We start from the raw sequence: 25,077 nt of genomic DNA, 5'->3' as shown, positions 1-25,077 counted from the left end.
ACGGGCAACGTGACGGCGGCGGGTGCGGAGTGGGCGGGTGCGGGTTCCGGCGGCGCTGGCGGCGGGGCCCACCATACCGGCGCCCCGCTCCCCCCGTGCCACGGGGCTGGGCGCGACAGGTACCGTCGGAGGAGCTGCACCAAGCCTGTGGGCGTGAACGAGGAGACACGACGAGCGAGATGACTGACCGACGCCGTGATCCAGGCCAGCGGGACGACCCACAGGACAATCCGTTCGCTCCGCCGCCGGAGGACCAGCCGGACCGGCCCTGGCGCCCGCGCCACCAGGACGGCGACGACGCGCGTGCCGCCGGTGACGCCGATGGCGAGGGCGACCAGCGGCAGCGCTGGGGAAGCTACTGGAGCAGACGGCAGCCGGGACGCCAGTCCGGCGGGTTCGGCGCCCCGCCGCCCGGCCGTGACGGGCGGCGCGGCGGCGGGCTGGGCAACCACCGCTGGGACCCGACGGACCCGGGCCAGCGCCACGCCAGGTACGCGGTGCTCGCGGGCATGTGGGGCGTCTTCGCCGGGCTGCTCGGCTGGGAGTGGCTGGGCCTGCTGCTCGGCGCCCTGGCCCTGTACTGGGGCATCAGCGGGCTGCGCGGCGGCCCGAAGCGGGAGGGCCGGGAGAACGGGCGGGACGAGCGCGGGGACCAGCCGCAGGGCGGCGCCGCGCCGGCCCCGGCGGCCGGGAAGGGGCGCCGGCCGGGCGACCGGCCGCAGTTCGCGGCGGCCGTCGCGGGCGTCGTGCTGGCCTCGGCGGCGCTGGCGATCGTCATCGCCAGCTACACCGTGCACCTGGTCTACAAGGACTACTACGACTGCCGGGAGGACGCCCTGACCACTCCGTCCCGCCAGTCCTGCGAGGAGCTGCTGCCCAGCCGTCTGCGCCCGCTGCTGGGCGAGGAGGACTGACGGCCCGCCCGCCTCAGCGCGCGTCTCACGGGCCGGGGCGGTCCCGCGTCAGGACCGGCGGCTGGCCGCCGGGAGGGTCCCGGTGCTCAGCGGGGAAACCGGGCACGAGGACGCCGGAGCTGGCGCGCAGCGCCGCCCAGCGGGTGCGGCGGGCGCGGGTCTCGTGCCAGCGGTCCGCCGCCTGGCGCCGCTCGGGCAGCCAGCGCTGCGCCACCCGCGGCACGGCGAGCCGCGGCCGCCGCTGCGCCGGGGCCGGCACCGGCAGCCGGTGGTGGCGCAGCAGCCGCCAGCGGATGAGCAGGGCGAGCGGTACCCCCAGCACGGCGTGCCAGGCGGTGGCCGCCCCGGCCGTCAGCCAGGGGCTCGGCCCGAACGCGGCGAGCCCGCCGGTGCCGAGCGAGCCCCCGGCGAAGGCGGCGAGCGCGCCGAAGGCCGCGCCGCTGCCGGCGGCGGCGAGCAGCGCGTTCCGCGCCGTGACGCGCCAGGGCTCCCGCACGGCGCCGGCGTCCCGCGCCACGTACCAGGCGCCGGTCAGGACGGCGGCGGCGGGCACGGCCGCGACGGCGGACCACGTCAGGACGTCCGCGGGCGGACCGGCCGGGACGGCGGCGAGCAGCGGGAACGCGGGCAGCGCGGGACGCCGCTCCGGCGCGGCGGCGAGCGGCGCGAGCACGGTGCCCGCCCCGGCGCTGAAGCCCGGTCCGAGGCCGTAGGCGGCGGCCCACACGGCGGCGTTCGGCAGCAGCACGGCGCACAGCAGCGCCACGGCGATGCCGCCCGCCCAGGCGCCGCCGATCCGCCCGAACGCCGCGCCCGCCTCGCCGGCCCGTGCCAGCAGCGCCCCGGCGGCGAGCGCCCCGCCCACGGCGCAGGCCGCGACCACGCCCGCCGCCGCGGCGCGGGCGGCGCGGCTGGCCCAGGCGGGCCAGGGCAGCGTCAGCAGGAGCACGAACGGCGGCAGGCACAGCACGGCGCTCAGCGGGTCGGCCCGCAGCGGTGCCGGGACGGTGAACACCACGGCGGCGGCTGCGACGAGCAGATAGCCGCCGCCGTGCAGCGCGGCCACGGTCACGCCCTCCCGCGGCGGCAGGTGCTGCCCGGTGTAGGGGCGCACGGCGCGGCGCAGCAGGAAGCACGGCAGCGCGGTCAGCAGCAGCGGCGCGAGGTCGACGGGCACAGTGCCGCCGTGGAGGCCGCTGTCGCGCGCCAGCGCGGCGCCATGGGCGGCCAGCCACAGATCGGCGGCGATGCGCAGGGCGCCGTCGGCGCTGTCGTCGGGGTAGGGCGAGATGGCCCACAGCAGCAGGACGCCGGCGCCCAGCACGGCGAGGCCGAGCACGGCGGCGAGCGCGCCCTCGGCCACGCAGCTCGCGGCGTACCGGCCGGAATCGTCGAAGTGGCGCGGATGGCTCACCCCGCCATGCTGCCAAGAATGTCTGTTTTGCGGCTGTAATGACGTATGCGCGCCGCGTCGATGAACAGAAGACTTATGGTCAGCTGGTCAGCTTGTCGTATTGCCTGCCGCCGGGGCCGCGAACGACGGCGGCGGTGACGCTCGCGCTCCAGCGCTCGCGTCACCGCCGTCGCGGAGGTGCGGCCGGGGGCGGCGGCGCCGGCAATCAGGCCGCCGCGAGGGCCTCACGCGCCAGCCGCGCGGTCTCCGAGGGGGTCTTGCCGACCTTGACCCCGGCGGCCTCCAGGGCCTCCTTCTTGGCCTGGGCAGTGCCGGAGGAGCCGGACACGATGGCGCCGGCGTGCCCCATCGTCTTGCCCTCGGGCGCGGTGAAGCCCGCCACGTAGCCGACGACCGGCTTGGTGACGTTGGCCTTGATGTACTCCGCGGCCCGCTCCTCGGCGTCGCCGCCGATCTCGCCGATCATGACGATCAGGTCGGTGTCGGGGTCCGCCTCGAACGCGGCGAGGGCGTCGATGTGGGTGGTCCCGATGACCGGGTCACCGCCGATGCCCACGCAGGTGCTGAAGCCGATGTCCCGCAGCTCGTACATCATCTGGTACGTCAGCGTGCCGGATTTGGAGACCAGGCCGATGCGGCCGGGCTTGGTGATGTCCGCGGGGATGATCCCGGCGTTGGAGGCACCGGGGGTGATCAGGCCAGGGCAGTTCGGGCCGATGATGCGGGTCTTGTTGCCCTTCTTCCCGGCGTAGGCCCAGAACGCGGCGGTGTCGTGGACCGCGATGCCCTCGGTGATCACGACGGCGAGCGGGATCTCGGCGTCGATGGCCTCGATGACCGCGTCCTTGGTGAACTTCTCCGGCACGAAGATCACGGTCACGTCGGCGCCGGTGGCCGCCATGGCCTCCTTGACGCTGCCGAAGACCGGAACCTCGGTGCCGTCGAAGTCGAGCTTCTGCCCGGCCTTGCGCGGGTTCACGCCGCCCACGATGTTGGTGCCGGAGGCCAGCATGCGACGGGTGTGCTTCTGGCCCTCGGAGCCGGTCATCCCCTGGACGATGACCTTGCTCTCCTTGGTGAGGAAGATAGCCATGGTGTGAGTGAGTCCCCTCGTTACTTCGCGGCCAGCTCGGCGGCGCGCTCAGCCGCCCCGTCCATGGTGGTCACCTGTTCGACGAGCGGGTGCCCGGCGTCGGTGAGGATCTTGCGGCCGAGCTCCGCGTTGTTGCCGTCGAGACGGACGACGAGCGGCTTGGTGACGTTCTCGCCCCGGGACGAGAGCAGGTCGAGCGCCTGCACGATGCCGTTGGCGACCGCGTCGCAGGCGGTGATGCCGCCGAAGACATTGACGAAGACGGACTTCACGTCCGGGTCGCCGAGAATGATCTCCAGGCCGTTGGCCATGACCTCGGCGGAAGCGCCGCCGCCGATGTCCAGGAAGTTGGCGGGCTTGGCGCCGCCGTGCTTCTCGCCCGCGTAGGCGACCACGTCCAGCGTGCTCATCACCAGGCCGGCGCCGTTGCCGATGATGCCGACGTTGCCGCCCTCAAGCTTCACGTAGTTCAGGCCCTTGGCCTTGGCCGCGGCCTCCAGCGGGTTGGCGGCGGCCTTGTCCTCGAAGCGCTCGTGCTCCGGCTGGCGGAACTCGGCGTTGGCGTCGAGGGAGACCTTGCCGTCCAGCGCCAGCACTGCGCCGTCGGTGGTCTTCACCAGCGGGTTGACCTCGACCAGCAGGGCGTCTTCCTTGACGAAGACGTTCCACAGCTTGACGAGGACCTCCGCGACCTGGTCGGCCACCTCGGAGGGGAAGCGGGCGGCCTCGACGATCTCGCGGGCCTTGGCCTCGGTCACGCCGTCGATGGGGTCCACCGGGATCTTCGCCAGGGCCTCCGGCTTGGTCGCGGCCACCTCCTCGATGTCCATGCCGCCCTCAACGGACGCCATGGCCAGGAAGGTGCGGTTAGCGCGGTCGAGGAGGAAGGAGACGTAGTACTCCTCGGCGATGTCGGCGGTCTGCGCCAGCATGACCTTGTGGACCGTGTGGCCCTTGATGTCCATGCCGAGGATCGCCTCGGCCTTGGCCACCGCGTCGTCCGGGTCGGCGGCGAGCTTCACCCCGCCCGCCTTGCCGCGGCCACCGGTCTTCACCTGGGCCTTGACCACCGCACGGCCACCGAGGCGCTCAGCCACGGCGCGCGCGGCCTCCGGCGTGTCGATGACCTCTCCGGCCAGTACCGGCACATCATGCTTGGCGAAGAGTTCCCTCGCCTGATACTCGAACAGGTCCACGCGCGTCCGTCCCTCACTGGTGATCTTCGCGGTTCGTTGTCAGCGTGGGCGTGCCGCGTGGCCGCGCGCGGCTGGTGGCCGGGGCACGCGGCATGTCCGGAGTCGAGCGTATCGGGCGCCGGCGACGCGCAGGAATCCAGGCCGGTACAACCCGGGTGAAACCTGTCACAGGACCGGGTCCGCGCCCGCCTCCGGCCGCCTCCGCGGCCCTGGTCGTGCCCGGTCAGCCCGCCTGGCCGGCCAGGCCGACGTGCTCGCGCACCCAGCGCACCACCTCACCCGTGGAGGCCCCCGGCGTGAAGATCTCCGCCACGCCCATGGCCTTCAGCGGCGGAACGTCCGCCTCGGGAATGATGCCGCCCCCGAAGACCGTGATGTCGTCGGCATCCCTTTCGCGCAGCAGCTCCAGCACGCGCGCGAAAAGCGTGTTGTGCGCCCCCGAGAGGATCGAGAGCCCGACGGCGTCGGCGTCCTCCTGGATCGCGGTGTCCACGATCTGCTCCGGCGTCTGGTGCAGCCCGGTGTAGATGACCTCCATGCCTGCGTCGCGCAGCGCGCGGGCGATCACCTTGGCGCCCCGGTCGTGCCCGTCGAGACCGGGCTTCGCGACCACGACGCGGATCGGACCTGACACAGCCATCTGACCCTCCAAGCGAACGCACGTTAACCCCAGCATCACGCCCGCCCCCCGCTTTCCTCAAGCCCTGTTGTCATCGAACTGAGATCGAACAAAGGGTGATGACCTGATGATCCTCTCCCCCGAAAGAGAGGTGAATGCCCGATTCGGGACCCCCCGAAACGTGGAAGACCTCGCCAGAAGATTGTCGGCGCCGCATACCGCCGGGTACAGTCGCCGCACGCAGCCGCCGGGACACGTCCCGCTCCTGTTAGTCGAGCCGAAAGGCAAGTCGGTGACAGATCGTCAGATGTCGGGAGTCTCGCTTCCGACCGCCCCCACTGACGACCTCGGCTTCCCCCTCTCCCACGAGCCGTACCAGCCGCACCAGCCCCAGCAGCACGCCTGGGGCGACCAGTGGGCCTCCTACCAGGGGTACGGCGAATCCGGGGTGCCGGTATCAGGCACGGGAGAGCAGTGGAGCGGGGAGTACCACCACGTCCCGGCGCAGCCGGACTACGGGACGTACGACTCCTACACCACCGGGCAGCAGCAGTACGAGCCCTACCCCGGGCAGACGGCCCAGCCGGCGCAGGCGTACGACGCCAACGGCTACGCGGCACAGGCCGAGGCCGGGACGGCGCCCGCCGGCCCGGAGCCCGAAGTGGCGTTCGAGGCCACGGCGGCCATGCCCGCCGCCGAGTTCAGCGGCCAGGTCGAAACCGACTGCGACACCAGCCAGTTCGCCCGCGTGGAGACCGCCGAGGAGCCGGCCCTGGAGGCGGACTCCGGCGGGCAGCCGTCCGCCGCTCCCCCACGCGCCCGCTCGCGCAGCCGGCGCAAGAACGCGCCGCGCGCCCGCTCCGCGTTCCTGAGCGTCGCCGCCCCCTCCCTGTGCGTCCTCGGCGTCACCGCCGTCGCCACCGCCGCCACCGTCACCGAGTCGAACTCCGGCTCCGGTTCCGAGGGGGACCCCGCGCCCGTCGCGGCGCCGGACCCCGGCAGCGTCCAGTACGCCGCCGCCAACGCCGAACTCGACACGCAGCTCGCCGGGCTGTCCGCCGCCGCCTCGGACTACGGGGAGCGCGCGGGCCAGACCCAGGGCGAGATCGACCTGGAGCGCCAGCGCGAGGCCGAACGCGAGGCGGAGGAGCGGGAGGCGGCCCGGCAGGAGGCGCTGCGGCCCAAGTTCTTCGTGCCCGTCGAACAGCGCGGCCTGAGCGCCTACTTCGGAGACTCCGGCGTCAACTGGATGTCGACCCACACCGGCATCGACTTCCCGGTGGCCTACGGCACCCCGGTCATGGCCGCGACCGACGGCTACGTCTCCACGCAGTGGCACCCCAGCTACGGCAACCTCACGATCGTGACCGCCGAGGACGGCACGCAGACCTGGTACGCGCACCTCAGCTCGTCGGTGTACACCTCGGGCTACGTCCAGGCGGGCACCGTCATCGCCTACTCCGGCAACTCCGGTAACTCCACCGGACCGCACCTGCACTTCGAGGTCCGGCCCGGCGGCGGCTCGGCCGTCGATCCCCTCGCCTGGCTCCGCGAGCACGGCCTCGAACCGACCTGACGGACCGCACGGACCGCCCGGCCTCACGGAGCGGGAACCTCCGCTCGCCGCGGTCCGTTCCCCGAGTGCGCCGGACACACCCGGGAGTCCGGCGGCCAGCTGCGAAAGAAGCGAGCGGCCCGCCTCCACCGTCACACCTGACGTCACCCTGGAAAGCGAGGCGGGCCGTGCCGCTCGGCGGCGATGACGACGTCTGTCATCTGTCATCCCACCGGCCGACGCCGTCCAGCCGCAGCGCATGTTCCAGGAGCACTCCCTCTGCGGTCCCTCCTTATACGGCAGCCGTCGCGTCGAAGAGAGAGCCGCCCGCAACGTTGTCTGGAACGGCAACGGGCCGATCCCAGGCCGGCCGGGAGCACAGGCACCGCGTGTCGCCGCCGCCCGGTGGCGGTGCGAGGCGAGAACGGCAACAGGACCGGCACCTCGGTTACCGGATGCCGGTCCTGTCTCGTTCCGCCGTCGAACGGATCGCGCGCTACCGCACGATCGAGGTGGAGCGGTCGCTGAGCAGCTTGAAGAAGAGGAAGAAGGCGAATGGAGCCAAGAAGAGGAAGATCCAGTTGAGTGCCGACGCCGTGTCGGTCCAGGCTTCGAGGAAGTCCCCGAAGTCCTCGAAGAAATAGCCGAAGGCGCTCTTCTGCGAGGTACCGATAGCCGCCTCCTCTATGCCCACCCAGATCACTGCCCTGGTGAACAGCTCACCGAGGAAGATGGCGAGAAAGGAGAAGACTGCCCCCACTGCGCCCAGCCCCCAGTTGCGAGGCGCCAGCTTCGCGAAGGGCAGAGCGATCAGCAAACCGATGACCGCCGCGGCCCACGTGTACTGCGGATACTCGATTTCTTCGTTGAGACCAGCCTCCTCGATCGCGTCCCTGGCGTCGAAGAGCACGTCGCCGACGATGTAGCCGTAGGCAAAGAGGAGCCCGACCATCAGGACAAAGCCCGCCACTACGGCGAGGAACATCCTGTTCCCGCCGCCCGGGACCGGCGGGGGCGGAGCCGGAGCCGGGTAGCCGCCGCCCGGGGCGCCGAAGGGCTGCGGGGGCCCTGCGGGGCCGGGCTGCTGCTGCGGGTAGCCGTAGCCCGGCTGCGGCTGCTGCGGCTGGCCATAACCAGGCTGCGGCTGGCCATAACCGCCCGGCTGACCGTAGCCCGGCTGCTGCGGCGGGTGCCCGTACCCGCCCGGCTGCTGTGGAGGCTGGCCGCCCCCACCCGGTTGCTGCTGCCAGGGCTGGCTCATCTCGTTCCCCCTGGGATTCGAAGTGCGGTACGTGGCTCCAGGTCGGTCAGAACTGGAGTACGAATCATTAACTCATGCCGCCAAGCAGCTAATCGTCCCGCGTCCGTCTCGACAAGACTTTTCTCCGGTCTGTGACACGAGCGCGACACTCGCCACCACGGCTGTCAGCGGCTGGTCACAGCTTCTCTACTGGTGCGTAACGCAGCAGCAGGCGCTTGGGTTTGTCGCCGCCGAAGTCGATCGCAGCCTCAGCCCGGCTGCCCTCTCCCTGTACCGAAATGACCGTTCCCAGGCCGAATGTGTCATGCGTCACTCTGTCACCGGGAGACAGGGAGATGACGGGCCGGTCACTCGTCCGCCGCGTCGCAAACCCGCCAGTTCCCCGGCGCGCGCCCCCGGCGCCCGAGGACGGCGTGGCCGCCGTGCGCACCGGCGCGCTGGCGCCCAGACCGGTGCCGGTGCGGCGCCAGTCGACGTACTGATCCGGGATCTCCTCCAGGAACCGGGACGGCGGGTTGTGCTGCGGCTGCCCCCACGCGCTGCGCAGCTGGGAGCGGGTGAGATACAGCCGCTCCCGGGCACGCGTGATGCCGACGTAGGCCAGCCGCCGCTCCTCCTCCAGCTCCTTGGTCTTGCCCAGCGAGCGCATGTGCGGGAAGACGCCGTCTTCCATGCCGGTCAGGAAGACCACCGGGAATTCCAGGCCCTTGGCGGTGTGCAGGGTCATCAGCGTGACCACGCCGTCGCCCTCGCCGTCCTCAGGGATCTCGTCCGAGTCGGCCACCAGCGCGACCTGCTCGAGGAACTCGGCGAGCGTGCCAGGATTGTCCGGGCCGCGCTCCTGCTCGAACTCCAGGGCGACGGCGGCGAGTTCCCGGAGGTTCTCGACACGCGTCTCGTCCTGCGGGTCGCTGGAGGACTGGAGTCCGGCCAGGTAGCCGGTCTGCTCCAGCACGGCCTCCAGCACGGTGGCCGGGCCGGCGCCGGACTCGGCGACCGTGCGCAGCTCCTCCATCAGCGTGTTGAACCGCTTGACGGCGTTGACCGAGCGCGCGGCCATGCCGTACGCCTCGTCCACGCGGAGCAGCGCCTGCGCGAACGAGATCCGCTCGCGCTGCGCCAGGGCGTCGATCATCGCCTCGGCCCGCTCGCCGATGCCGCGCTTGGGCACGTTGAGGATGCGGCGCAGCGGGACGGTGTCCTCGGGGTTGGCCAGCACGCGCAGGTACGCGAGCACGTCACGGACCTCGCGGCGCTCGTAGAAGCGGACGCCGCCGACGACCTTGTACGGCAGGCCGACGCGGATGAAGACCTCTTCGAAGACGCGGGACTGCGCGTTGGTGCGGTAGAAGACGGCGACGTCGCCGGGCTTGGCCTCGCCCGCGTCGGTGAGGCGGTCGATCTCGTCGGCGACGAACTGCGCCTCGTCGTGCTCGCTGTCCGCGACCCAGCCGGTGATGCGGGCGCCGGGGCCCGCGTTGGTCCACAGGTTCTTGGGGCGGCGGTCCTCGTTGCGGGAGATGACGGCGTTGGCGGCGGAGAGGATCGTCTGCGTAGAGCGGTAGTTCTGCTCCAGCAGCAGCGTCGTGGCGTTGGGGTAGTCTTCTTCGAACTTCAGGATGTTGCGGATCGTCGCGCCGCGGAAGGCGTAGATGGACTGGTCCGCGTCGCCGACGACGCACAGGCCCTCGCCGTCGCCGACGAGCTGCCGCACCAGCATGTACTGGGCGATGTTGGTGTCCTGGTACTCGTCGACCAGCACGTGGCGGAAGCGGCGCCGGTAGTGCTCGGCCACGTCGGGGAACGCGTCGAGCAGGTGCACCGTCGTCATGATGATGTCGTCGAAGTCCAGCGCGTTCGCCTCGCGCAGCCGCGCCTGGTAGAGCGTGTATGCCTCCGCGAGCGTCTTCTCGAACCCATCGCCGGCCTGGGCGGCAAAGTCCTCGGGATCGATCAGCTCGTTCTTCAGGCTGGAGACCTTGGCGCTGAACGACTTGGGCGGGAAGCGCTTGGGGTCCAGGTCGAGGTCGCGGCAGACCAGCGCCATCAGGCGGCGCGAGTCGGCGGCGTCGTAGATCGAGAAGCTGGAGGTGAAGCCGAGCTTCCTGCTCTCGCGGCGCAGGATGCGCACGCACGCGCTGTGGAACGTCATCACCCACATCGCGTTGGCCCGCGGGCCGACGAGCTGCTCGACGCGCTCCTTCATCTCGCCCGCGGCCTTGTTGGTGAAGGTGATGGCGAGGATCTGGCCGGGGTGCGCGCCGCGCTCAGCCAGCAGGTAGGCGATGCGGTGGGTGAGGACCCTGGTCTTGCCCGAACCGGCGCCCGCCACGATCAGCAGCGGCGAGCCACTGTGGGTGACGGCGGCGCGCTGCTGTTCGTTCAGGCCGTCGAGCAGGGCAGCGGGGTCGGTGACGGGCCGGGGGGCGCCGTTGCGGTAGTAGGCGTCCTCCTCGGCGCGGCCGGGTCCGGCGAACGCGCCGGCGTCGTCGAACAGGGCGTCCGCCTCCGCCCGCTCCGCCGCGCCGGGGCCCTCGTCCGGCTCCGGCTCTGGCGCGTCATCGGGGGGCGGCGGGCCGAAGGCCGCCAGCGCGTGGTCGTCGAACATGCCGCTCATCGTGCACCGAGTCTAGGACCGGCTCCCTCCCGCCCGTCTCCGCTCCTACAATCACACGCATGACCTCGCAGCTTCCTGAGCCGTCCCGGCCCCGCCCGGAGATGCGGGCCTCGCACGAGGACCGGGAGGCGGTGGCGGAACGGCTCCGGGAGGCCGCGGGCGAGGGGCGGCTGGACCTGGAGGAGCTGGAGGAGCGGCTGGAGAAGGCGTTCGCGGCCAAGACCTACGGCGAGCTGGAGCCGCTGACCGCCGACCTGCCCCAGCCCGCCTGGGAGAAGCCGGCGCCGCCGCTGGTCGTCAAGGGCGGCCTCCACGGCGAGGAACGCACCGGCCGCTGGGAGGTGCCCGCGAAGATCACCGCGCGCGGCGGGCTCGGCGGCGTCAAGCTGGACTTCACGCGGACCGAGTGCCGCCTGCCCGAGGTCGAGATCGAGGCGTACGGCGACATGGGCGGCGTGACGGTGGTCGTCCCCGAGGGCTGGGCCGTGGACGTGACGGGCTTCTCGCAGGGCCTGGGCGGCGTGAAGGACAAGACCTCCGGCGAGCGGCTGCCCCGCACGCCACTGGTGCGCCTCACCGGCTCCGGCGGGGCGGGAGGCGTCACCGTGCGCAACCCCAACCTGTGGGAGCGCCGCAAGCTGCGCGGCTCCGCGGGCAGGGCCTGAGCCGTGGCCGGGCAGCCGCGGCGGCGGCAGCGATGCCCGCATGTCACACCTGTCCCGGCTGTCTCGTCCTAGTGGCGTGAAGGACGGAAGATCACGGCTCGCCGCGGAGTTCACCGCGGCCAGGCCACGGCTGATGGCCGTGGCGTACGGCATGCTCGGCACGGTCGACGACGCCGAGGACGTCGTGCAGGAGTCCTGGCTGCGGCTGAGCGAGGCGGCCGAGCGGGAGGAGATCCGGGACGTCACGGGCTGGCTGGTGGTCGCGGTCGCGCGGCTGGCCATGGACCACCTGAAGTCGGCCCGGGTGCGGCGCGAGCGGTACGTAGGCCCGTGGCTGCCGGAACCGGTGGTGGCCGGTGACGGCGCGGACCCGGCGGACCGGATCACGCTGGACGAGTCGCTCAGCATGGCGATGCTCGTCGTCCTGGAGTCGCTGACACCGGCCGAGCGCACATCGTTCCTGCTGCACGACGTCTTCGGGCTGACGTTCCCCGAGGTGGCGCGCGCCGTGGGGCGCACCCCCGCGGCGTGCCGCCAGCTCGCGGCGCGGGCACGCGGCCATCTGGCGGCGCGCGCGCCGCGCGTCCAGGTGTCCGAAGCGGAACACCGGAGGGTCGTCGCCGCGTTCGCGACCGCCGTCGAGGGCGCGGACTACGACGCGCTGCTGGAACTGCTCGATCCCGAGGTCGTGCTGCGCGCCGACGGCGGCGGCCGGGTCCTGGCGGCCCGGCGGCCCGTGCTGGGATCCGCGAAGACAGCGCTGTTCATCTCCCGGCTCGCCGGGCGCTACCTGCGCGCGGGGTGCCGTGTCCGTCCTGTCACGGTCAACGGCAGCCCCGGGCTGGCGTACGGCTGCGGCGATGACCTCAGCGGCGTCGCCGGGGTGACCGTCTCCGACGGCCGGGTCACCTCGATCGACCTGGTCCGCAACCCCGAGAAACTGAGGAGAGTCCCATGGGACACGGACCGCGTGTAAACCTCGCCGACAAGGCCCCCGCTGTCTACCGCGCCTGGCTGTCGGTGGAGCAGTTCCTGCACGACAGCACGCTGCCGGACAACCTGCTCCACCTGGTCAAGCTGCGCGTCAGCCAGATCAACGGCTGCGCCTTCTGCGTGGACATGCACGCGCGGGACGCCCGGAAGGCCGGCGAGACCGACCAGCGGCTCGACGCCGTGGCCGTCTGGCGCGAGGCGCCGTTCTTCACGGACGCCGAGCGCGCGGCCTTCGCGCTGGCCGAGGCCAGCGCAAGGCTCGCGGACAACCCGGCCGGCGTGCCGGACGACGTCTGGCAGGAGGCGGCACGCCACTACGACGAGCAGCAGCTGGCGGTCCTGGTGGTGGCGCTGGCCCAGATCAGCGCCTGGAACACCGTCAACGTCACCCTCCGCCACCCGCCCGCCGCCGCGGCGGCCTGAGGTCCGGAGGGACGCACGGGGGCGGCGGCCGGCCGGACACGGGGAAGAACACGGGGAAAACCGCTCGCCGGCCGCCGCCTCCCCGTAGCAGGCTGACCGGAATGACCACACCCCCGTTCCTTCCCGGTCTCGAACTGTCCCGCCGCTTCTACCAGGAGGCGGTCCGGCCGCTGCTGGACGAGGCCGCGCCGGGTCTGGTGCACTCCGCCGCCCGGCTCGGCCCCGGCTCCGAGGTGCTCGGCTTCGACACGGCGCGCTCGGCGGACCACGAGTGGGGACCGCGCCTGACGCTGTTCCTGTCCCCCGGCGACGCGGAGCGCCACGGCGCCCGGCTGCACCAGCTGCTGGCCGAGCAGCTGCCGAAGACGTTCCTCGGCTACCCCACGCACTTTGCGCCGACCGGCGAGGCCGGCATCGGCGTGATGCGGGAGACGACCGGGCCGGTGGCGCACCGCGTCGAGATCACCGAGCCCGGCCGCTGGTTCACCGGGCTGCTCGGCTTCGACCCGCTGGCGGGTGCGCCCACGCTGGCCGACTGGCTGTCCACCCCGGCGCAGCGGCTGGCCGAGGTGACGGGCGGTGCGGTGTTCCACGACGGGCTCGGCACCCTCGGCCCGGCCCGCGCCCGGCTGGCCTGGTACCCGCCCGAGGTGTGGCGGTACGTGCTGGCCTGCCAGTGGCAGCGGATCGCGCAGGAGGAGGCGTTCCCGGGCCGCTGCGGCGAGGCTGGCGACGAGCTGGGCTCGGCTGTCGTCGCGGCGCGGCTGGTGCGGGAGCTGATGCGGCTGTGCCTGCTGATGGCGCGGCGCTATCCGCCGTACAGCAAGTGGCTGGGCTCGGCGTTCGCCCGGCTGCCGGAGGCGGACGCGCTGCGCCCGCACCTGACGGGGACGCTGGCGGCGGTGGACTGGCCCACGCGCGAGGCGCATCTGACCCGTGCCTACGAGGCGGTGGGCGCGCTCCACAACCGGCTGGGGCTCACCGGCCACGTGGACCCGGCCACCCGCCCGTACCACGCCCGGCCCTACCGGGTGCTGCACGCCGAGCGGTTCGTCGCCGCCCTCACCGCGCGGCTGACCGATCCCGCGCTGCGGGCACTGCCGCTGACCGGGACCGTCGACCAGTTCGCGGACAGCACGGACCTGCTGGTCAGCCCGCCGCTGGCGCGGGCGGCCACCGGCGCCGTCGCCGGCGTCCCCGGTATGGCCGTGCCCTCGCGCCAGGGCACGGGTGGCGTGCCGGACGGCGCGCCATGAGCCGCCGGGCGGGCGGCAGTTGCCGCCCGCCTCGGGGCGTGGCGAGCGTCACGTTCCCCGGCCGGCTGTCGGTGTCTTCCGCCCGGCCGGCCCGCCGCAGCCGCCGCCCCCTCGTGCCGGCCCCGAACGACCTTGTCCCAGGCCCGTGTTGTCCTCTTCTTCCGGCCCGGGAACCGGCCCGCGACCCCGCCATTTGATCACGAAATGGTGTCGGTCACATCGCGGATAAATCGCACACCAGCCTTCACAAGAGCCCCTGCGGGTGGTTAGCGTGCGGCGGCAGGTGGCCGCGTGCCGCCGCCACCGCTGTTCAGGGTCAGGGAAGGAGACACCCGCCCATGGGTTCCCACCGCAAGCCCCGCACCGGTCTGCTCGAACGCCCCGCCGCACGCCGGGGAGCCATCGGTGTCGGCGCCGCCGCCCTGGTGTCGGTGACGCTGCTTTCGCAGTCCGCGCACGCGGACGACCCCGACGGCGGTGCCGCCTCCCTCGAGGAACAGCGTGAGCGCGCCGAGGCCGCGGCCGAGCGCGCGGCACACGTCCGCGACGAGGTGGACCGTCTCTACCGCGAAGCGGGCGTCGCCACCCAGCGGTACAACGAGGCCCGGGAAGAGGCCGACGAGCAGCAGGAGCGCGTGGACCGCCTGCTCGAAGCGGCCGCCGAGGCCACCGAGGACGTCAACGAGGCCCGCCGCGCGCTGGGCGCGTTCGCCGCCGCCCAGTACCGTCACGGCGGGGGCGGCATGCCGCCGACGGCGACGCTGCTGCTGGCCACCGACCCGCAGGCGTACTTCTCGCAGAGCCACGCGCTCGAACGCCTCGGCGAGCGGCAGCAGCAGGCGCTCGCCGACTTCACGGTCCGCCAGCGCGAGGCCGAGGAGCGCAGCGAGGAGGCCAGCGAGGCGCTGACCGAACTGGAGGAACGCGAGGCCGAACTCCAGCGCCAGAAGGAGATCGTCCAGAACAAGCTCGCCAACGCTCAGGCCCTGCTCGACCAGCTCAGCGAGGAAGAAGAGGCCGCCTACCAGGAGCTGGAGCGGCTGGAGCGGGAAGAGGCCGAGCGCCGGGCCCGCGAGGCCCAGGAGCGCCGCGAGCGGGAACAGCAGCAGGAGCAGCAGCAGGACGCCGGCCAGGACGCGGGCGGCGGCGCGGCCGACGGCTCGTACGCCTCGCTCGCCGACCAGGCCATCGCCTTCGCCGAGGCGCAGCTCGGCAAGCCGTACGTCTGGGGCGCCACCGGCCCCGACTCCTACGACTGCTCGGGGCTGACCCAGGCCGCCTGGCGCGCGGCCGGCGTCGAGATCCCCCGGGTCACCTGGGACCAGGTGACCATCGGCACCCAGGTCACGCGCGACCAGCTCCAGCCGGGCGACCTGGTGTTCTTCTACGACGACATCAGCCACGTCGGGCTGTACGTCGGCGACGGCCAGATGATCCACGCCCCGAAGCCGGGGGACGTCGTCAAGTACGAGTCGATCGACGTGATGCCGATCCACAGCTACGTCCGTCCGGCCTGACCCGGGCCCGTGAACTCCCCTCTGCCGAGGGGTTCGCTGCCGGACCGTCCGCGCTCCCCCGCGCACCGGGGACCCCCCACGTGCGCGGACGGTCCGGCCTTACGCGGCGGCGGCACGCGCTGGTGCCCCGGCTTCCCGGCCTAGGCTGGGGCCGTGACCACCAGGTACGTGCTGCGCGGCGCGAGAATCGCCACGCTGGAGGACTTCTGGCGCGAGGCCGGGGAGGCCGTCAACGGACCCGGCGGCTACTTCGGGCACAACCTCGACGCGTTCGCGGACTGTCTCTCCGGCGGCTACGGCACCCCGGAGGACGGCGACTTCGTCCTGGAATGGCACGACCACGAGGTCTCCCGCAGGCGTCTTGGCCACGCCGAGACCGCCCGTCAGCTGCGGCGGCGCCTGGAGCGCGCCCATCCCGGCAACCGTGACCGCATCGCGGCCGAACTGCGCGCGGCGCAGGCAGGCGAGGGGACGACCGTCTTCGACTGGCTGGTCAGGACCGCCGAGGAACGCGCGCCGGGCCGGCTCCGGCTGTGCTGAGGGGACGCCTCCTGCCTGGCGTCGCCTGTCTTGACGGTGACATGACCTTCCCGCAGGATGCTCTGGGAGCGCTCCCATGTCATGTGGCCATCATCTCATCACTTTCCCAAGGGGACTTGAGCCGTGACCTATCCACCCCGCTCCCGTCACCGGAAGGACGGCCGGCGCAGCAGACGCGCGCTGGGACTGGCCGCCACCGCCACCGCGGGTCTGCTCGCCGGCGCGCTGGCCCTGCCCCACGCCAGCGCCCAGCAGGGACCCGAACTCATCTCCAACGGCGACTTCGAGGACGGCACCACCGCGCCCTGGTGGTGGACCGAGAACACCGAAGGCACCGTTGTCGACGGCCAGTTGTGCGCCGAGATTCCCGGCGGCACGCAGAACGCCTGGGACGTCATCATCGGCCAGGACGGCCTGCCGATCGAGGCGGGCGAGACCTACGAACTGGTCTACACGGCCACCGCCACCGCGCCGGTGTCCATCCGCACCAACGTCCAGGAGCCCGTCGAGCCCTGGGGCACCGTCCTGGCCGCCGTCGACCAGATCACCGACGCGGCCGAGCCCATCAGCCACGTCTTCACCGCCTCGACCGCCATCGAGGAGGCCCAGCTCGTCTTCCAGGTCGGCGGCAGCGACGAGCCCTACACCTTCTGCCTGGACGACATCTCGCTGACGGGCGGCGCCGAACGTCCCCCGTTCGACCCCGACACCGGCTCACCCGTGCGCGTCAACCAGCACGGGTACCTGACGGGCGCGGTGAAGGCCGGCACCTACGTCACCGAGGCCACCGACCCGCTGCCCTTCACCGTCACCGCGGCCGACGGCACCGAGGTCTTCTCCGGTGAGACCACGCCGGCCGGCACCGACAGCACCTCGCTGCAGAACGTCCACACCTTCGACTTCAGCGAGGTCACCGAACCGGGCGAGGACTACACCGTCACCATCGGCGAGGACACCAGCGAGCCGTTCACCATCGGCGATGACGTCTACGACTCGCTGCTGACCGACGCGCTCGCGTACTACTACCACAACCGCAGCGGCATCGAGATCGACGCCAGCCTCGTCGGTGAGGAGTACGCGCGCCCGGCCGGCCACGTGAACGTAGAGCCCAACCAGGGCGACGACGGCGTGACCTGCTGGCAGAACGAGTGCGACTACACCCTGGACGCCGCCGGCGGCTGGTACGACGCCGGCGACCACGGCAAGTACGTGGTCAACGGCGGCATCTCCGTCGCCCAGCTGATGCAGACCTACGAGCGGACGCTGACGGCTGCGGGCGCCGACGGCAGCGACCTCGGCGACGGCTCGCTGGCCGTTCCGGAGCAGGGCAACGGCGTCCCGGACATCCTGGACGAGGCCCGCTGGGAGCTGGAGTTCCTGCTGTCCATGATGGTCCCCGAGGGCGAGGAGCTGGCGGGCATGGCCCACCACAAGCTCCACGACGCCGAGTGGACCGGGCTGCCGCTGCTGCCGCACGAGGACCCGCAGGCCCGTGAGCTGCACCCGCCGTCGACGGCCGCGACGCTGAACGTGGCCGCCACGGCCGCGCAGTGCGCCCGCCTGTTCGCGCCCTACGACGAGGAGTTCGCCGCCGAGTGCCTGAGCGCCGCCGAGCGCTCCTGGGAGGCCGCCGTGGCCAACCCGGACGTCTACGCCGACCCCAATGACGGCGTGGGCGGCGGCGCCTACAGCGACGACGACGTGAGCGACGAGTTCTACTGGGCCGCCGCCGAGCTGTTCGTCACCACCGGTGCCGACCAGTACCGCGACTACCTGCTGAACTCCCCGCTCCACGGTGACACCGACGCGGTCTTCCCGCGCGGCGGCCTGTCCTGGGGCGCCACGGCCGGCCTGGGCGCGCTGAGCCTGGCCACCGTTCCCAACGACCTCACCGACGAGCAGCTCGCCGACGTGCGCGCCATGGTCACCGAGGCGGCCGACGGCTACGCGGCGGACGCGCAGGCGCAGGCGTACGGCCTGCCGTTCCAGGGTGAGTTCGTGTGGGGCTCCAACAGCCAGGTGCTGAACAACGCCGTGGTGCTCGGTGTCGCCTACGACCTGACGGGCGAGGCGGCCTACCGCGACGCGGCCCTCGGCGGCCTGGACTACGTGCTCGGCCGCAACGCGCTCAACCAGTCGTACGTGACGGGCTACGGCGAGCGTGACTCCCACAACCAGCACCACCGGTTCTGGGCCAACCAGCTCGACGCCAGCCTGCCCAACCCGGCCCCCGGCTCCCTGGCCGGCGGCCCCAACGAGGCGCTCCAGGACCCGGTCGCGGAGCAGGAGCTCCAGGGCTGCCCGCCCGCGATGTGCTACATCGACCACATCGAGTCCTACTCGACCAACGAGATCACCATCAACTGGAACGCCCCGCTGGTGTGGCTGTCGTCCTTCGCCGGTGACCTGGCCGGCGGCGGCGCGGAGTCCGGCGGCAACGCCTGAGCCGTGACCGCCCGGCCGGCGACACGGCCGGCGGCGCCCCCCGGCGCGACGCGCCTGACACCGAACGGGCGGCCGTCCCTCCCTCACGGGGGAGCGGGCGGCCGCCCGTTCGTGTGCGCGCGCCCGCGCGCGGTGGTCACCAGAGGGTGGCGAGGAAGATGTTGAGCGTGGTGAGCAGGCCGATGGCGCCGAAGACGGGCGCGGCGACGCGCTCCTCGTCACGGTTGAGATAGGCCAGCACCAGAACGGCCAGCAGCACCGCCAGCTTGACGCCGATCTTGAGGTTGTTGACCTCCTGGTCGTCGGCCTCGTTCAGCCCCACGAGGGCGAGGCCGGTGACCAGCATCGTCCACGCGCCGTGCATCATCCCCGGCAGCACACGGGCCTCGCCCGCACCGATCAGCTTCATCTGCGTCAGGAAACCGCCGAGCAGGGCCGCGATGCCGATGATGTGGAAGGCCAGGAAGACGTTGATGAGGGCGTCCATGCCGGGAGTGTAACCGTCCGTCCCGGCCGGGCCTCGAGCCGCCCCGCCGGTGGCCGGACCTCTCAGGGCGGTACACCAAGCGCTCATCCTCCGCCACACAGCGTGCCAGCAAGGACAGCCCCACTCACCTTGGGTCATTCCCGATCAGTGCCGTTCAGATGGCCCTGTCATGGGGCACTCCGGGATTACCGTCCAGGTTCATGGCGCGACATCGAAAACCCTCCCGGCCGGTCTTCCGGTGGCGGCGCGGTCCCGCCCTCGCCCTCGCCGTCACCGGCGCCGCCTCGGCCACGGCGGTCCTGGACGGCGCCGCGCTCGCCGACCCGCAGCCCACCCTCGCGGAAGTGGAGGACCGCGTGGACACCCTGCACCGGCAGGCCGAGGAGGCGACCGAGCGGTACAACGCCGCCACCGAGCGGGCCGAGACCGCCCGCGAGGAGCTGGACCGGCTGCGCGACGAGGCGGCCCGCCGCACCGACGAGCTGAACGACACCCGCGGCCTGCTCGGCGCCCACGCCACCGCCCGGTACCGTGCCGGAGGCCTGCCGCCCTCGGTGCAGCTGGCGTTCTCCTCCGACCCCGAGGGCTTCCTGACGGGGGCCTCCGTCCTCGACCGCAGCGGCGACCGGCAGACGCGTGCCGTGCGGGCCGTCCAGCAGCAGGTGCGCGACATCGAACGGCTGCTGGCCGAGGCCGAGGAGCAGACCGAGCGGCTGCGCGACGCCGAGGACACCGCGCGCGAGGAGCGCCAGACCGTCGAGGCCAGACTCGCGGAGGCCGAGGAGCTGATGGACACGCTCACCGCGCGGGAACGGGAGCGGCTGCTGCGCGAGGAGGGCACGGGCGGCGGGCCAGCGGCCGGCCCCGGCGCCTACCCCGGCGCCGGGGCACTGCCCGACGTGCCCGCGCCCGGGGCCCGGGCCTCGGCCGCCGTCGCCTTCGCCTACGCCCAGCTGGGCAAGCCGTACGGCTGGGGGGCCACCGGGCCGCACGCCTACGACTGCTCGGGTCTCACCCAGGCCGCCTGGGCCGCCGCCGGGGTGTCGCTGCCGCGCACCAGCCAGGCGCAGTCCGGCGCGGGCACGCCGGTCTCCCGTGACCAGCTCGCCCCGGGAGACCTGGTGTTCTACTACCCGTCCGTCAGCCACGTCGGCATCTACGTGGGCAACGGCCAGATCATCCACGCTTCCCGCTCCGGTGCGCCGGTGCGGTTCGCCCCCGTCGACTCGATGCCCTTCGCGGGCGCTGTGAGGCCAGCCTGATGCGTTCCTTCCCCTTGTCCGGAGCGGCCGCCCGCTCGCGTGCCCCTGGCCGGTTCTCCTGGCCCGCTGGCAGACTTGGCCGCTCGGGCGACAAGGAGGTGGCACCGATCATGTCAGTGACGGATCAACTGGGCGGCCCGGCCGCGCGCGGTCCGCTGCCCGGCACCGGGGGCCCCGGTGGCGGGCCGCGCGAGATGGCGGCGCGGTACGCGCTGCTGCCGCTGCGGCTGTTCCTGGGCCTGACGTTCCTCTACGCGGGCATCGACAAGTTCACGGACGCCACGCCGTTCAGCAGCGCCATGGACCGCGACACCATGGAGGCCATGCTGGAGTTCGCACGCGACGACGCGGCCGCGGCGTGGCTGGCGGATCTGGCCCTGGACAATCCGGACCTCTTCGGGAACGGCGTCGCCCTCGCTGAGATGGCGGTGGGCGCCGGGGTGCTGTTCGGGCTGCTGACGCGGCTGGCGGCGGCGGGCGGAGCCCTGCTGTCGCTGTCGTTCTGGCTGACCGTCAGCTGGTCAACCGATCCCTACTACTTCGGTGCGGACCTGCCGTTCGCTGCCGGGTTCATCACGCTGGTGCTGGCGGGCAGCGGCCCGCTGGCGTTCGACTCGCTGCTCGCCGCGCGCCGCTCCCGCCAGGACCAGCGGCTCTTCGGCTAGCGGTCTCCGGCTGGCCGCTGAGGTCAGCCGGCCAGCAGCCCGGTGTGGACGGCGCAGAACGCGAGGGCGTCGGCCTCGGCGTCGATGTGGCGGGACGCCGCCCGCATGCCGTGGCCGACGCCGTCCTCGCAGCGCAGCAGCACGGGCCGGCCGCTGGCGGTGGCGTGCTGGAGCGCGGCGGTGAGCTTGAACGTGTGGGCGGAGCCGACGCGTTCGTCCGTGCGGCCGGTCGTCAGCAGCACGGCCGGATAGCGGGTGCCCGGCCGCACCCGGTGGTACGGGGAGTAGCTGAGGAGGACCTCCAGGTCCTTGGGGTCGGCCGGGTCGCCGAACTCCGCGAGCCACCACCGGCCCATGCCCAGGTGCGGGTAGCGGACCATGTCGGTGGGCGCACCGGAGCACACGGCGGCGGCGTACAGACCGGGGTCGCGGGTGAGCGCCACGGCGGCCATCAGCCCCGCGTGCGAACCGCCTTTGACGGCCAGCTGCCCGGGCGCGGTGTGGCCCGCTGCGATGAGCCAGCGGGCGACGGCGGCGAAGTCGGCGAACGCGGTGGGCTTGTTGCGGCCCCGGCCCGCCGCGTGCCAGGCCGTGCCGCGCTCGCCGCCGCCGCGCACAGCGGCGATGGCGTACAGCCCGCCGGCCTCGACCCAGGCCATGATGGCCGGCGAGTAGGCGGGGGCGGCGGTGGCGCCGAAGCCGCCGTAGGCGTGGAGCAGCGCCGGGCGGGGCCCGCGGGCCGGGTCGTGGCCGGCGGGAGCGATCAGGTACACCGGCACCTCGGTCCCGTCGTCGGCCGGGACCGCGCTTCGGTGCACGACGGCGGCTACGGCGGGGGCGGCGGCGCCCTCGGCGACGCAGCGCCGCGTGGCCAGGTCGAAGCGGTGCACGGTGGGCGGGGTCACGAAGTCGGTGTACAGGAACCACGCCTGGGACGAACCGTCCTGGGGAGCCGTCAGTCTGCTGAGGGTGCCGGGCCCCTGGCCCGGCACCGGGATGCCGGCGAGCGGAGCGCCGTCCCCGTCGTGCAGACGCAGGACGGCGGCGCCGTCGCGCTGGGTGGCGGCCAGCAGCCGGACGGCGCCGGTGGCGGGGTCGGTCAGCGGCACGCAGCCGGTGAGCACCTCGCCGGGCGGCGGCGTGAGCAGCGGCGTCCAGTGGGCGCTGCCGGGCTGCCTGGGGTCGACGCGGCAGACCCGGCCGCCGGCGGCGCGGCTCGTGGTCAGCGCGTACACGGTGCCGGCGGGGCCGAAACGCAGGACGGCCTGCGCGCCGGTGGCCGTTCCGTCGTACACCTCCTGCCAGGCGGGCGACTCCACCGGGCCGGCGGCCAGGTCGGCCAGCAGGATCCGGTTGCCGGTCTGCGCGCCGGGCGCGGTGCTGACGGCCAGCCACCGGCCGTCGGGGCTGGACCACAGCGACATCTGCCGGGCGTCGGCGGCGAACACCAGCGCGTCGCGCGGGCCGTCGCGCACAGAGCCCTCCGCGGTGTCGTCCGCGGTGCCGCCGGGCCCGCCGTCGAGGCGGTGCAGCCGGACCTCGCGGGCAGCCCCGCCGGGCGGGCAGGTGACGTAGAAGAACCCGGAATCGTCGGGGAGCCAGACCACCGGCGTGAACCGGCCGGGGCGCAGCGCCGGGCCCCGCGGCTTGCCGTCGGCGACGCCGATCACGCGCAGCAGCGGCTCCTCGCTGCCCTGCGCGCTGGTCTGGTATGCCAGCAGCGCGCCGGTGCGGGAGGGACGCCACGCGGCCACGGCCGTGCGCGCGGTGGCGTCCAGCTCCAGCGGGTCCACGAGCACCCGCTCCGCCTCGCCGGTGTCCGTGTCCTGGCAGACGAGGACGGGCAGTTCCTGCCCGGGCTGGCGGCGCATGCGGAACCGCCGGGCGCCGCGCCACACCGGCGGCGTGAGCGCGGGCGCGGCCGTGCCGCCGGCGTCCGCCAGGCGCCGCAGCGCGTCGCCGAACGCGGCGCGCGGGCCCGCGCACTCCCGGGACCACTCCTCGAACAGCGCCTGCTGCCGCGCGAGCCACTCGGCGCGGGCCGCTGCCCCGTCGTCCGCGCCGTCCGTCCCGCCGTCTGGGGAGCCCTCTTCCAGCCACCGGTACGGGTCGGCCACCCGGTGGCCGCCGATCTCCTCCACCACCGGCACGCGCCGCGCCATCGGTTGCGTTTCCACGCGTTGGCCCTTCGTCTCCGCTGACACAGACGGGGCGGCCGGCCCGCTGCGGGCCGGCCGCCGTCGCACGTCTCGCTCAGTCGACGTCGCCTTCGACCAGCGACTGCTGCCAGTCCGCCACGGCGGCGGTCTCGTCAGCGGGCAGGAGGATGAAGAGGATCCAGGTCAGGGGCAACTCGCTCATGATCGCCTCCAGTTGGGCAATTGCGGCTGATGCCGAGGATGTACCCCCCGCCCCGGGCCGCTAGGCGGCGATTCGCCCAAACGAGTGACAATACGACCCCGCTCTGTAATCGGCGTACTCCCCGCGCACGCCGGTGCCGGCGGTCAGTCCCGGGACGCGTCCACGGGCCGGCGGCGCCGGCGGACCAGGTGCGTGGTGACGCCCACGGCCGCCGAGAGCAGCAGCACGGCCGGCACCAGCAGCACGGGCAGCAGCAGCGGCGGCCCGCCCTGGCCGAGCCGCGCCAGGTGCAGCGCGGCGGTCAGGAGCAGCCCCAGGCCCAGCACCAGCCGGGCCGGCTCGAAGCGATGGCGCCTGGCGTTGCTCACGGCCGCACCTCCGCGCGCTCGACCGTCACCTGTCCCAGCCCCATCTCCAGGCGCAGTTCGATGGTGCCGCCGGGCTCGCCGGCCCCGTCGAGCGGCGGGTAGGTGTCCGTGTGCTCCTGGGCCAGGCCGCCCCACGCCTCGGTCGTGCCGGTGTCCTGCCCCGGGGGGCGCCCGTCGTAGTAGAAGCCGCCGAGGGCGATCTCCGTTGTCACCGTCAGTTCCACCTCCGGCGGCACGACGACCTCGATCTGCCCGGCGCCGGCCTCCACGTGTGTCGCGACCGTCTCGCCCTGCGGCACGTCGATGCCGGACAGGTCCAGGTGGGCCAGCCCGCTGCCCACCTCGTAGTGGTCGCGCACGGCAGCGGCGCTGGCCGGGCGCCAGTCGGGCTCGCTCCAGCTGGTGGTGATGCCCTCCGGCAGCGCGGCGGCGAGGGTCAGCAGGCCGGCGGTCAGCACGGCCGAGACGATGGTGCCCGCGCCGACCCGGCCCCAGAACGCGCTGACCACCAGGCCCGCCCCGAAGACACCGAGCGCGCAGGCCAGGCCGGTGACGGCGGCGTCGCCCAGCGAGTCGTTCCGCCAGGCCGCGCCCGTGCCGAGGACGCAGGCCGCCATCGCGAGGAGCAGCAGCAGGCCGCCGAGCCGCCGTTCGCGGGGCACGGGCCGGGCCGCCGCCGCTGCGGGTCCGGCCGGGCCGCTCCAGGCCGGGCCGCCCTGCGGGCCGCCGGGTCCGGCCGGGGCGGTCTGGTCCCCGGGCCGGGCGTGCGCGGGACCCCACAGGTAGCCGCTGGCGCGCTCCGCCGCCGAGGCGCCCGCGCCGTCGGCGGCCGGTCCCCGCCACCACGACGGCCCGGCGGGCGCGGGCGGCGGCTGTGCCTCGGGGGGCGCGTCCGCCACGGCCTGCGCCGTCACCGCGTCCACCCGGGCCGTGCCGCTCTCGGCGGCCCGCGCGGCCTCGCCCCGGTGGCGCGACCAGTAGGCGGCTCCCGCGAGCGCGGCCAGCACCATGAGGGAGAAGCCGGTGGCCTCGCCGTCCTGGTCACCGAGCGAGGCGAGCATCAGCCCGCAGCCGACGAGGACCAGCAGCAGCGCGGTCAGCCCCGGCCCCTCCACCCGGCCGGACAGCAGCCGCCGCCCCTCGTTCTCCTCCTCGTCCTCGAACGGGATGAGCAGCCAGGCGACGCCGTAGACGATGAGCCCCATGCCGCCGAGGACCGAGATCACCGCCAGCGGCACCCGGAAGACGACGGGATCGATGCCGTAGTGGCGGCCCAGGCCCCCGCACACGCCGCCGACCACCTTGTGGTGGCGGCTGCGCGTCGGACGCTTCCCGGTCGTCTCCTCGGTCATGGACTCCATGGTGACGCCCGGGCGCACGCGCCGGAATCCGGGGGCTCCCTGGTACGACCCTCACTCCGGTTAGG

The 25,077-nt window shown here is 73.5% G+C and carries 21 protein-coding genes; 11 read left to right on the top strand and 10 right to left on the bottom strand.

The features are described 5' to 3' along the window. Positions 1-179 precede the first annotated feature (179 nt). Positions 180-914: a hypothetical protein gene (locus JK356_RS03255; RefSeq protein WP_201865945.1), complete on the top strand. Its 735-nt coding sequence runs from the start codon at positions 180-182 to the stop codon at positions 912-914. A gap of 25 nt (positions 915-939) precedes the next feature. On the opposite strand, the gene JK356_RS03250 is transcribed toward JK356_RS03255, so the two are convergent. The 4 genes from JK356_RS03250 to JK356_RS03235 form a co-directional block, all read right to left on the bottom strand. After that, a complete protein-coding gene (locus JK356_RS03250) occupies positions 940-2,328 on the bottom strand; it encodes a DUF6350 family protein (protein ID WP_201865944.1) in 1,389 nt (462 codons plus the stop codon). A gap of 205 nt (positions 2,329-2,533) precedes the next feature. Next, a complete protein-coding gene (sucD, locus tag JK356_RS03245) occupies positions 2,534-3,421 on the bottom strand; it encodes a succinate--CoA ligase subunit alpha (RefSeq protein WP_201865943.1) in 888 nt (295 codons plus the stop codon). A gap of 20 nt (positions 3,422-3,441) precedes the next feature. After that, a complete protein-coding gene (sucC, locus tag JK356_RS03240) occupies positions 3,442-4,617 on the bottom strand; it encodes an ADP-forming succinate--CoA ligase subunit beta (RefSeq protein WP_201865942.1) in 1,176 nt (391 codons plus the stop codon). Between the two features lie 223 nt (positions 4,618-4,840). Beyond that, complete coding sequence (locus JK356_RS03235) at positions 4,841-5,257, bottom strand: cobalamin B12-binding domain-containing protein (RefSeq protein ID WP_201865941.1); 417 nt, start codon at positions 5,255-5,257, stop codon at positions 4,841-4,843. Positions 5,258-5,528: 271 nt separating this feature from the next. On the opposite strand from JK356_RS03235, the gene JK356_RS03230 reads away from it, so the two are divergent. Further along, positions 5,529-6,812, top strand: coding sequence for a M23 family metallopeptidase (locus JK356_RS03230; protein WP_307815375.1), 1,284 nt, complete (start codon positions 5,529-5,531; stop codon positions 6,810-6,812). Positions 6,813-7,287: 475 nt separating this feature from the next. Here the strand turns inward: JK356_RS03230 and JK356_RS03225 are convergent, their stop codons facing one another. Both JK356_RS03225 and pcrA read right to left on the bottom strand, forming a co-directional pair. Continuing rightward, the gene (locus tag JK356_RS03225; RefSeq protein ID WP_201865939.1) at positions 7,288-8,052 is read right to left on the bottom strand and encodes a hypothetical protein; all 765 of its coding nucleotides are present in this window, start codon (positions 8,050-8,052) and stop codon (positions 7,288-7,290) included. A 175-nt stretch (positions 8,053-8,227) separates the two neighbouring features. Continuing rightward, positions 8,228-10,669 (bottom strand): DNA helicase PcrA, encoded by a 2,442-nt coding sequence (gene pcrA, locus JK356_RS03220; RefSeq protein WP_201865938.1) that lies wholly within the window; start codon positions 10,667-10,669, stop codon positions 8,228-8,230. 59 nt (positions 10,670-10,728) lie between these two features. On the opposite strand from pcrA, the gene JK356_RS03215 reads away from it, so the two are divergent. The 7 genes from JK356_RS03215 (at position 10,729) to JK356_RS03185 (ending at position 18,508) form a co-directional block, all read left to right on the top strand. Continuing rightward, positions 10,729-11,334 (top strand): DUF1707 domain-containing protein, encoded by a 606-nt coding sequence (locus tag JK356_RS03215; protein WP_201865937.1) that lies wholly within the window; start codon positions 10,729-10,731, stop codon positions 11,332-11,334. Between the two features lie 76 nt (positions 11,335-11,410). Then, positions 11,411-12,310 (top strand): RNA polymerase sigma factor SigJ, encoded by a 900-nt coding sequence (gene sigJ / locus JK356_RS03210; RefSeq protein ID WP_307815374.1) that lies wholly within the window; start codon positions 11,411-11,413, stop codon positions 12,308-12,310. After that, complete coding sequence (locus JK356_RS03205) at positions 12,289-12,750, top strand: carboxymuconolactone decarboxylase family protein (protein WP_201865935.1); 462 nt, start codon at positions 12,289-12,291, stop codon at positions 12,748-12,750. The genes sigJ and JK356_RS03205 overlap by 22 nt, the downstream gene beginning before the upstream one ends. A gap of 101 nt (positions 12,751-12,851) precedes the next feature. Next, positions 12,852-14,006, top strand: coding sequence for a DUF4037 domain-containing protein (locus tag JK356_RS03200; protein ID WP_201865934.1), 1,155 nt, complete (start codon positions 12,852-12,854; stop codon positions 14,004-14,006). Positions 14,007-14,344: 338 nt separating this feature from the next. Then, entirely contained in the window at positions 14,345-15,523 is a 1,179-nt protein-coding gene (locus JK356_RS03195) for a C40 family peptidase (protein ID WP_201865933.1), read from the top strand. A gap of 153 nt (positions 15,524-15,676) precedes the next feature. Further along, positions 15,677-16,063 carry a barstar family protein gene (locus tag JK356_RS03190; RefSeq protein WP_201865932.1) on the top strand — a complete coding sequence of 129 codons (387 nt, stop codon included), beginning with the start codon at positions 15,677-15,679 and terminating at the stop codon, positions 16,061-16,063. Between the two features lie 180 nt (positions 16,064-16,243). Beyond that, positions 16,244-18,508 (top strand): glycoside hydrolase family 9 protein, encoded by a 2,265-nt coding sequence (locus tag JK356_RS03185; protein WP_201866116.1) that lies wholly within the window; start codon positions 16,244-16,246, stop codon positions 18,506-18,508. A 136-nt stretch (positions 18,509-18,644) separates the two neighbouring features. On the opposite strand, the gene JK356_RS03180 is transcribed toward JK356_RS03185, so the two are convergent. After that, positions 18,645-18,995: a hypothetical protein gene (locus tag JK356_RS03180; protein ID WP_201865931.1), complete on the bottom strand. Its 351-nt coding sequence runs from the start codon at positions 18,993-18,995 to the stop codon at positions 18,645-18,647. Positions 18,996-19,195: 200 nt separating this feature from the next. Between JK356_RS03180 and JK356_RS03175 the strand changes: the two genes are divergently transcribed. Continuing rightward, positions 19,196-20,257 (top strand): C40 family peptidase, encoded by a 1,062-nt coding sequence (locus JK356_RS03175; RefSeq protein ID WP_201865930.1) that lies wholly within the window; start codon positions 19,196-19,198, stop codon positions 20,255-20,257. Positions 20,258-20,367: 110 nt separating this feature from the next. After that, entirely contained in the window at positions 20,368-20,922 is a 555-nt protein-coding gene (locus tag JK356_RS03170; RefSeq protein ID WP_201865929.1) for a DoxX family protein, read from the top strand. Between the two features lie 23 nt (positions 20,923-20,945). On the opposite strand, the gene JK356_RS03165 is transcribed toward JK356_RS03170, so the two are convergent. The 3 genes from JK356_RS03165 to JK356_RS03155 all read right to left on the bottom strand — a co-directional run bounded on the left by JK356_RS03165 (position 20,946) and on the right by JK356_RS03155 (position 25,003). Continuing rightward, the gene (locus JK356_RS03165; RefSeq protein ID WP_201865928.1) at positions 20,946-23,099 is read right to left on the bottom strand and encodes a prolyl oligopeptidase family serine peptidase; all 2,154 of its coding nucleotides are present in this window, start codon (positions 23,097-23,099) and stop codon (positions 20,946-20,948) included. A 327-nt stretch (positions 23,100-23,426) separates the two neighbouring features. Further along, complete coding sequence (locus JK356_RS03160) at positions 23,427-23,651, bottom strand: hypothetical protein (protein ID WP_201865927.1); 225 nt, start codon at positions 23,649-23,651, stop codon at positions 23,427-23,429. Then, a complete protein-coding gene (locus JK356_RS03155; RefSeq protein ID WP_201865926.1) occupies positions 23,648-25,003 on the bottom strand; it encodes a PspC domain-containing protein in 1,356 nt (451 codons plus the stop codon). Before JK356_RS03155 ends, JK356_RS03160 begins: the two co-directional genes overlap by 4 nt. Positions 25,004-25,077: the final 74 nt, after the last annotated feature.

Source organism: Streptomyces sp. 7-21 (assembly GCF_016741785.1).
In the GTDB taxonomy this organism is placed as follows: domain Bacteria; phylum Actinomycetota; class Actinomycetes; order Streptomycetales; family Streptomycetaceae; genus Streptomyces.
The sequence above is the reverse complement of the archived record's forward strand: the minus strand, read 5'-3'. Positions and strand labels throughout refer to the sequence as shown.